Raw genomic sequence first — 568 nt, forward strand, 5'->3', positions numbered from 1 at the left:
CGCACCGCTGTCTGAGAAAGTGTTGTCACCGTTGTTCAGATAGAGACGCCCGTTGCCGTTGTCGCCAGATACCAGAATATCACGGTCCCCGTCGCCATCGACATCACCGCTGGAGGCGAGGTAACTGAAACTGTCGCTTGGAAGGTAAAGGCCCGTATCTTCGACGGAGCCGTCCGGGAGCAGGTTCAGTATACGCACGCCATCCTGCACTGTCATCGCGACTTCGATCTTGCCGTCACGCACTAAGGAAGGAGCTTGATTGGTCGTTTCAGGAAGGTCTGTCACCGTGACGCTGATCGCCTGCGTATCCACGCCGTCTTCGCCATCGGAGACCTGCACAATGACCTCGTACACATTGTCGGCCCCCGTATCGCCGGGGTTCTCGAAATCCGGCGGGGCAATGAAGCTCAACTCGCCTGTTGCAGCGTCGATCTGGAATTTTCCGGCGTCATCGCCGCCGGAAATCGAATACGCAAGGGTCTGGCCGACGTCCGGATCACTAGCGGCGACCGTCGTCACTGCCGTCGTATTCTCCTCGAGAGAGATGGAAGCCCTATCAACCCCGCCG

General features: G+C 58.6%; 1 protein-coding gene. It reads right to left on the reverse strand.

Features of this window, described 5'->3' with window-relative positions; translation table 11 throughout:
* On the reverse strand, positions 1–546 hold a 546-nt coding region (locus A7X77_RS33335; RefSeq protein WP_280950417.1), incomplete at its 3' end, for a cadherin repeat domain-containing protein.
* Between the last annotated feature and the right edge of the window lie 22 nt (positions 547–568).

This window comes from Rhizobium bangladeshense, from assembly GCF_001662075.1.
Classification (GTDB): Bacteria; Pseudomonadota; Alphaproteobacteria; order Rhizobiales; family Rhizobiaceae; genus Rhizobium; species Rhizobium bangladeshense_B.